This window comes from Psychromonas sp. (assembly GCF_983033635.1).
The window spans coordinates 1593-9111 of record NZ_CEZLMY010000141.1 but is presented as its reverse complement, the minus strand read 5'-3'; the positions used below and the strand labels follow the sequence as shown (position 1 = coordinate 9111).

Here is a 7519-nt window from a genome sequence, read left to right as displayed (position 1 = left end):
CCAGCCGAGTACATATCAGTCATACCATATTTAGCAATATAGTCGGGAAAATGCCGCTGAAATCGTTGGCCGCCATACTCAATGCCTGCCGCAGTTGACAGGCCGGAGCCGGCACCGATTAAAACAGCGTCACACTCTTGCAATAACGCTTGGCTGTTGGAAATGATTTTATCGTCCATTTGCATTCTCTTATTGTAAAAGCTGCTGATACAAACGAGTATCTTCGGGCTTAAAAGTATTAAAAATGACGGTATCAATGTTGGAGGTTGGATTGTTTAGCAGCCATTGCTGAACTGCCCTAACAGCAGTCTGAGCGGCAGACTCCTGTGGATAACCAAAAACCCCCGTAGAGATACAACAAAAAACAATGCTTTTAATACCTGGAGTTTGACTGGCTAATGCTAAACAATTTTCATAACATAACAGCAGTAACTTTTGATGTTGATCAGTCACATTCCCCTGCACTATAGGGCCGACTGTATGAAGTACATATTGGCAGGGTAAATTGTAGCCGTTAGTTATTTTAGCTTTAGCAGTTTCTTCGAATTGTCGTTGAGCCTTGATAATTGTGGCGCAGTCATCTCGCAGCCTGACACCTGAAGCAGAGTGGATGGCGTTATCAATACAACTGTGCAGCGGCTGAAAACATCCTTGCAGTTCTTTATTAGCCGCGTTAACAATTACATCAGCCGCAAGTAGTGTTATGTCACCCTGCCAAAGTTTTATGTTCGCGTTCCCAAAGTGTACTAGCGTAGGCAGCGTATCAATAGTGGTCACTGATTTTACTGCTAGCTCTTGCTGTAATAAGTCATCTAGCAGCGCAATTTCGTCCTCACTCAAGGTAAAGGGAGGAAGGGTATTTAAAGCAGCTCTTAATAGCTGCCTTTTTTGCAGTTCATCTTTGGGGGACTTACTCATTAACTTTTGTGCATAGGGCTGCAGTGCTGTTAGTAACTGCTCAGTAATGTATTGAGCTGTATGTTGATGTTGCGACATAGAATATACCTTCAAGCATTATTATTTGTTAAGCGCTCTGATAAGAAACATTGCAAGGATTTGGGGAGATAGACTTTCTACTTCCCCATTGGCATTGCGAAAACTATAACAATGCAGTTAATCGCGCCTGCCTATAAAACCAATTTAGGCGAATTGTTATTAAGCGGTTTCCTTTACGTGGTAATTAACACTGTGCACAAGCAAGAAGTCATCTTGAGCAAAACCAGGAAAAGCGGCTGTTAATCTATCCATCGCACCTTGCTGAGTTTTTTCAGATTCAGTTATCTTAAGGAACTGCTGCAGATAGCCTTTCATATTTGTTACCAGCGTTTGGTCTCCGCTCTGACCGTGTCCAGCATAAAAGGTCCATTTATCAATATCTTTCATTTCTAATATTTCGTTTAAAATGTCAATCCACTGACCTATTTCCTGCCTGTCAGTACCTGGTCCGCACCAGGCGTGCACCTTGTCGTATAATAAATCGGAAGCAAGAAATGCTTTTTGCTCAGGTATTGTCAATGTTGTCATATGCCCACATTCATTCCCAGGGTAGTCGGCATGAACATGAATGCGGTTAGCCTCCAAAGGAAGTTTTAAAAATGGCTCATCAATAACACTCACTAAATTAGCGTAGTCAAATCCCGAAGGGTTTTCGGTTGTTTTTACTTTCATCTGTGGCTCATCTTCCAGCCAGCCGACAGATTCCATCCACTGTGAAAATCCAATAAGGTCATCTTTAATAGCTGACGTTGCTACCTTAACTGGTACATTAGGAAAACGGCGATGTAAAACCCCCAGACCCATATAGTGATCAGCATGTCCATGTGTAATAAAAATGCAGTTTAGCTTTTTACCGTTTTTCTCAATATGATCGGCAAGACTTTCTGCTTCTGCACTGTTTCGAAGCGCGTCAACAACAATAGCATTTTCATCGTCGGACAGAATATAACTGTTTACATTGGCTTCGGTGCCTTCATAACGTTCAATATTAATCATTCGAAGTATCCTTACTTACATTGATGGTAGATTTTATTGATTAACTACTTGGCTTTTGCTCAAAAGCTTAAAGCACAAGTAGTATTTAAAGGTTATCTTGCTGGTAATTACTTCATATGATTATCAACACTATATTTCAGTAAAAAGCCGGCTTCTTTATACTCTGGGTAGAGCGCTTCCATTTTCTTCATCGCTTGTTCTTTAGACTTAGCCGTTGATGTAATGTGGTTAAAGTCATCAATATACTCCACCAATGTGTCAAACAAGGTGATATCAGCAGGTTTACCATGTCCAGGGTATACTCTTGGGTTGCGCTTGCTGTATTCAGACTTAAATTCCTTCAACTGCGCTCTCCAATTAGCCACGTGCTGTTTGGTTACGCCTTGGCCCATCCATAAATGTACCTTGTTATAAGTTAGATCAGATGAAAAAAGTCCATTTAAATCATCAACAAATACTGTTGTTAAATGCTCTGCTTCTGCTGGAGAATAGTGAGTATTAAGCTTTAGCTCACCGCCGCCATTCATCGTTAGCTTATTTGTTGGAAGAACACTGATATTTTTAAGGTAATCGAAGCCATTAGGATTTTTTGCAGATTTTGGTTTAAGTAAAGGCTCGGCATCTAACCAGCCGACACTTTCCATCCAAGTCGAAAAACCAAGAATATCTTTTTTAATCTCTTCATTAGCCACCACGATTACAGCTTCTGGAAACGCTTTTGACAGCCAGCTCATGCCTGTATAGTGATCTGGGTGACCATGAGAGATTAGAATATGGCTTAAAGGAAGCCCTTTATCCTTGATGACCTTGGCCAGCTTTTTCGCTTCGGCTGTTGAGCGTTGAACATCCATAACAACTAACGATTCACCATTTGAAAATATATATGAATTGACTGTTGCTGTTTCGCCTTCAAAAATATCGACAGTAACAGCATTAGATGCATGAGATATCAAAGGGGTGCCTAAGAAAGCCATGGCTGCAAAGATAATTGGTGCAATAATTTTTTTCATTGTAATATCCTTATAATTTAAATATTTATGTCTAATTAACCGGTTTGAATTAGTTACCTGCAAACGCCTTAAATGTTTGCCCTGTTTCGACTCCTAATACTGAGCGAACATAATATTTCGCTAAGTCTTCGGCATTAATTGAATTAAATCCTGGGAAATAATCGCCATAGGTGTCTAATGATTCAGTAACGACTGTTGGACTAACAACATTGATACGTATATTTTTAGGCAGCTCTACCGAAACGGCTTTGGCAAAATGCTCTATTGCTCCATTTAATGTGGCTGCACTAGCGCCATATGCAATTGGATAGTCAGCGATAATGCCGCTTGTTAATGTTATGCTTCCTCCATCATGCAGATACTTACTGCCAATTTGCGTTAAGTTAACTTGTCCCATCAAACGACTATTAATACCAACATCCCATTCTTCACGAGATAGTTCAGAAAATGAATTAAACGCGATATTGCCCGTAGCACAGACAATGGCATCGACCTTACCAATAGATTCAAAGACTGAATTAATTGATGCGGCATTGGTGATATCAATTTGAACGTCACCACTGCTGTAGTTTGCTTTAATTACCTCATGCGCAGTTTCTAATGCTTTTACAACTTGACTTCCGATTGTGCCTGATGCACCTATGATTAATATTTTCATTTTTTGCTCCTGTTGTTTTCAATGTTTGTATCATATACAGTTACTATCTTGTTAAAAACCGCATAAAAAGAACGCATTGTTTACATAATGGAGTCAATCGATGAACCTTACCTATTTACAGACTTTTCTAGCCGTCGCAGAAGAAGGCAGTTTCACAAAGGCGGCGGACGTACTTGATGTATCCAAAGGGTTAGTTTCTCGTCATGTATGTAATCTTGAAAAAGCGTTAAATTCCAAATTGTTTCATCGAACTACTCGGCGTATAGCGCTAACAGAAGTTGGAGAAGAATTATTTACCAAAGCCAAACAAATCCAACTTTTAGCTTCGGAAGCGGAAATACGGGTAAAGGATATTACTCAAGAGTTCTCTGGAGATTTAAAAGTTAGTGCCCCGTTTGAGTTTGGGCGAGCACTTTGCCGCCATGTTATTCCATCATTTCTGCGCCAACACCCGCAAATAAACCTTATTCTTGATTTTGGCCCTATCAAAAGAGAAATAGCATCTGGTGACTGCGATGTCGCTTTTCGGGCATATGAAGAGTTACCGAATGATGTCGTTGGTAAAGAGCTCGGCTTTATTAGAAATGTACTGGTTTGCAGCAAAGACTTTGCCCGGCATAATGAGATTCAATCAATTAAAGATCTGCATCATTGTGCTTTTATCTTAAATGGACAGAACGAACGCTGGAATCAACTTGAGCTGGTAAATGGTGATAAAAAATATCAAATTGAAGTAGGTGGAACTCTACGTTCAAATACATATAGTTCTATCTTATCGCTGGCTGAGCAAGGCTTAGGGATCGCCAGTCTACCTTACTATCAGGTAGAGGAATCGCTAAAAAGCGGGGAACTAATTCATCTTCTTCCTAATTGGGCAGTAAAAACACATAAGCTAAGTTTACTATATGCCCAAAGACGAATAACGCCGAGAAAGCTGGTAACGTTTAATTTGGCGGTAAAAGAATGGTTGGGATCTAGTCAGTTATATTTGATATAAAGATAGAGAAGTCTTTACGCTCGGTTTTGGGAGAAAGCGAGCGTTGTGTCAATAGCGAGATAGATTATTTACTCTAATGTCGTGCTTTAATTTGATTTCTATGGCTTGCTTTCGGGAATTAGAGAGCGGTTTTTTTAAGAATGATCAAACTGTTCTCGGGGAGCATGTTTCGCCACAGGCCCCTGAAATGCGGTGGCACGAAAAAGGTAATTGCCAGTATTGAAGATCCAGTTGTTATCGAAAAAGTCCACTCTCACTTTAATGAAAAAGTAAGTAGCAGCAGCGGATTTTTTATCTAAAGATAGGGCTCTGCCTCAACTGTGTTTGTTTGATGGCTAATAAACGAAAATGCCTTTGTATGAAACGAGCGGCAGAGTCAACGCTGCGTTGGCCCTGCCAATCGGGTAGAAACAGACATAAAATACGGATATTTACGAAGGAGAATAACAAATTCTGATAAGGTTTTGTCGCAATCGGAGCATAATGAGATAAAACATCCTGTTCAAATCAATATTTTTTTGGGTAAAGGGTTTTTATTCTTCCTATACTCAAGCTGGCTTTTTTGTATCTGCTGTATCACCCTAAAATTTATCAGCACATTTAGAATCCTATTATCAAGAAACAAAACAGCATAACCAACTATGGTCCTCCCCAAAAACATACGCTTAATAAATTAAACATTTTCAATATAAACGGGACAAACGCATACTTTGTCCTTATTTCAGCTTTCTTCTTATACTGATTTTACTTGGATGGAAGCTTGATAGGTGCAAAGCAAACCTTCTAATTAGTCCTACGTTATCCGCTCCTTCCATTTTTATAATACGGCAACCTGTGTTTCCATGCCTTTTGAGGTAATTATACTTGGTGGCATTTCGGTAATATAAGATGTTGTTACCTGTGTTGCTTTAGTCCGCCATCTACCCGGATTAATTAGGCGATATCATTGGTTTATGGATTTTCTTGACGTACCAGTGACACATGCCTGGTTAAATATTCACAAAATGAAAGTAACTGGCCCCTTTCTACTTTCGTTCACTTTTGATCTCTTGCGTTTGCTTGTGTTACTATATTTAGGTCACCCATATTACAAACGGAATTAGAAATGACTCTTGTTAATAGTAATAGATATCAAAAAGCAGATAATGCACACATTAAAATCGGGCAGCCTGTAAAAAACTCCATTTATAGCCTAAGTGGCAAGCTACTTCTAAAAAAAGGGCTAAGTGTAGTATCCGACAGGCAACTATTAACATTGCAAAAAAATGGTTATGTGGATGCTCAAGAACCTGTACATAATAATCAAAAAACAAACCTGTCACACAAAGCAGAAGCCGAAAGAACGATAAGAGAGATAGAGGTAGAGATCAGGAATAGTTATCAGAATGATAACATTCGAATCTCCGGTCTCAGCTCAAACCCTAAGGATTACAATCTTTTTGAAATAAAAAAGGAGATCCTTGACAGATTATGCTGCGCATTTAAATTACTCGATAATAATAATCCCATAGAGTTTAAGTTTTCAATAAAATCATTGGCATTAACCATTCAATATCAATGCAGCGCACACCCGGATAGATTGTTAGGTGTACTTCATCAGGATCAGGGGCCTGATTGCAATTTGATTACCCCCCTTAAACGGGCGGTAATTTGTGAGCTGGTGGGCAAACAGGCCGGCTTAGGTGAAACAGTACGCTTATCAATGATCTGTGGAGCATTTACATGTGATGTCGGTTTTATTGACACTCAAAATGAACTAGCCATGCAAGCAGAACCATTAACAGATAAACAACGGGAAATCATAAAGTATCTTCCGATAAAAAGTGAAAAGCTATTGTTAAAAGCAGGGATTAACGATCCAATCTGGCTAAGGGCAGTACGCCACCATCATGAACGATTTGATGGCTCTGGTTACCCTGATTCTCTCAATGGTGACGAAATACCTATGACAACGGAAATAACGGCAATCGCTGATGCTTATTCTGCAATGTTAAAACAGACATTATTTCGAAATAAAAGAACAGGCAACAAGGCACTTAAATTACTCTATGCTGAGCGTAATAAATTATTTAATTCCAATACGGTAGATCTTTTTATAAAGGCGATAGGAGTCTACCCTCCGGGCACTCTGGTCAAGCTTAAAAACAACGAAATCGGCGTTGTCGTCAAAAGGACTAAAAACATACAAACACCGATAGTGCTGACTTTAATGAAACCTGATGGTTCGTTAGAACTTACCCGAATAGAAAGGGAGAGCAGTCATCAAAATTATAAAATAATCGCTGTATTGCCTTCAAATACATATAATCTTTTACAAGAACAACTGCAAAAGGTTTGGGGTGGGTATAAGTGAAATCCACAAAAAATTATATTACAGAGGATGAGTTGTGAGTGATATTTTAATGGAATCTGTTGGTGCCTTATTTGCTGGCATCATCCTTTGGGTATTAACTTATAACATGGGGATTAAACGTGCTCTTCAGTTACCAGGTTCTAAATTTATTCTAATTGGCTTTGCCCTGTTTTTTTTCGGTATGTTGATCGATATTACGGATAATTTTCCACAATTGAATCATCTTGTAGTCATTGGTGATACTGAAACTGAAGCGTTCCTGGAGAAGGTGGTTGGAACGTTATTTGGCCTATTATTAGTGTCAATTGGCTTTTACCAGTGGCTTCCTAGTGTCATAAAGCTTGAGCAAACACAAAAAGAACTCAAATCCTTAAATGCTCAGCTTGATGAGCGTGTGCAAAAACGCACTAAAGAACTAGAAAATATCAATGAACGTTTACACGATGAAGTTGGCAAGCGTGAAATTTCAGAAGAGAAACTTAAAAAGCAGGCTTTATTTGATGGATTAA

The 7519-nt window shown here is 39.1% G+C and carries 7 protein-coding genes; 3 read left to right on the top strand and 4 right to left on the bottom strand.

What is annotated here, in order from left to right:
- Positions 1–189 precede the first annotated feature (189 nt).
- The 4 genes from AC4GME_RS14655 to AC4GME_RS14640 form a co-directional block, all read right to left on the bottom strand.
- Positions 190–996, bottom strand: a complete 807-nt coding sequence (locus AC4GME_RS14655; protein WP_490377644.1) for a protein-ADP-ribose hydrolase — start codon at positions 994–996, stop codon at positions 190–192.
- Positions 997–1155: 159 nt separating this feature from the next.
- A complete protein-coding gene (locus AC4GME_RS14650; protein ID WP_490377645.1) occupies positions 1156–1992 on the bottom strand; it encodes an MBL fold metallo-hydrolase in 837 nt (278 codons plus the stop codon).
- 107 nt (positions 1993–2099) lie between these two features.
- Positions 2100–3002 carry an MBL fold metallo-hydrolase gene (locus AC4GME_RS14645; RefSeq protein WP_490377646.1) on the bottom strand — a complete coding sequence of 301 codons (903 nt, stop codon included), beginning with the start codon at positions 3000–3002 and terminating at the stop codon, positions 2100–2102.
- Between the two features lie 49 nt (positions 3003–3051).
- Complete coding sequence (locus AC4GME_RS14640; protein ID WP_490377647.1) at positions 3052–3660, bottom strand: short chain dehydrogenase; 609 nt, start codon at positions 3658–3660, stop codon at positions 3052–3054.
- Positions 3661–3760: 100 nt separating this feature from the next.
- Here AC4GME_RS14640 and AC4GME_RS14635 point away from each other — a divergent pair, with 100 nt between their 5' ends.
- The 3 genes from AC4GME_RS14635 to AC4GME_RS14625 form a co-directional block, all read left to right on the top strand.
- Positions 3761–4657: a LysR family transcriptional regulator gene (locus tag AC4GME_RS14635; protein ID WP_490377648.1), complete on the top strand. Its 897-nt coding sequence runs from the start codon at positions 3761–3763 to the stop codon at positions 4655–4657.
- Positions 4658–5762: 1105 nt separating this feature from the next.
- Positions 5763–7010 carry an HD-GYP domain-containing protein gene (locus AC4GME_RS14630; RefSeq protein ID WP_490378427.1) on the top strand — a complete coding sequence of 416 codons (1248 nt, stop codon included), beginning with the start codon at positions 5763–5765 and terminating at the stop codon, positions 7008–7010.
- Positions 7011–7044: 34 nt separating this feature from the next.
- The coding region (locus AC4GME_RS14625) for a hypothetical protein (RefSeq protein ID WP_490379649.1) at positions 7045–7519 on the top strand (475 nt) is incomplete at its 3' end.

Excerpts from the sequence above, each read along its gene's own strand:
- AC4GME_RS14650 (WP_490377645.1), bottom strand. The coding sequence starts at position 1,992 with ATGATTAATATTGAACGTTATGAAGGCACCGAAGCCAATGTAAACAGT.
- AC4GME_RS14645 (WP_490377646.1), bottom strand. The coding sequence starts at position 3,002 with ATGAAAAAAATTATTGCACCAATTATCTTTGCAGCCATGGCTTTCTTA.
- AC4GME_RS14640 (WP_490377647.1), bottom strand. The coding sequence starts at position 3,660 with ATGAAAATATTAATCATAGGTGCATCAGGCACAATCGGAAGTCAAGTT.
- AC4GME_RS14630 (WP_490378427.1), top strand. The coding sequence starts at position 5,763 with ATGACTCTTGTTAATAGTAATAGATATCAAAAAGCAGATAATGCACAC.
- AC4GME_RS14635 (WP_490377648.1), top strand. The coding sequence starts at position 3,761 with ATGAACCTTACCTATTTACAGACTTTTCTAGCCGTCGCAGAAGAAGGC.
- AC4GME_RS14655 (WP_490377644.1), bottom strand. The coding sequence starts at position 996 with ATGTCGCAACATCAACATACAGCTCAATACATTACTGAGCAGTTACTA.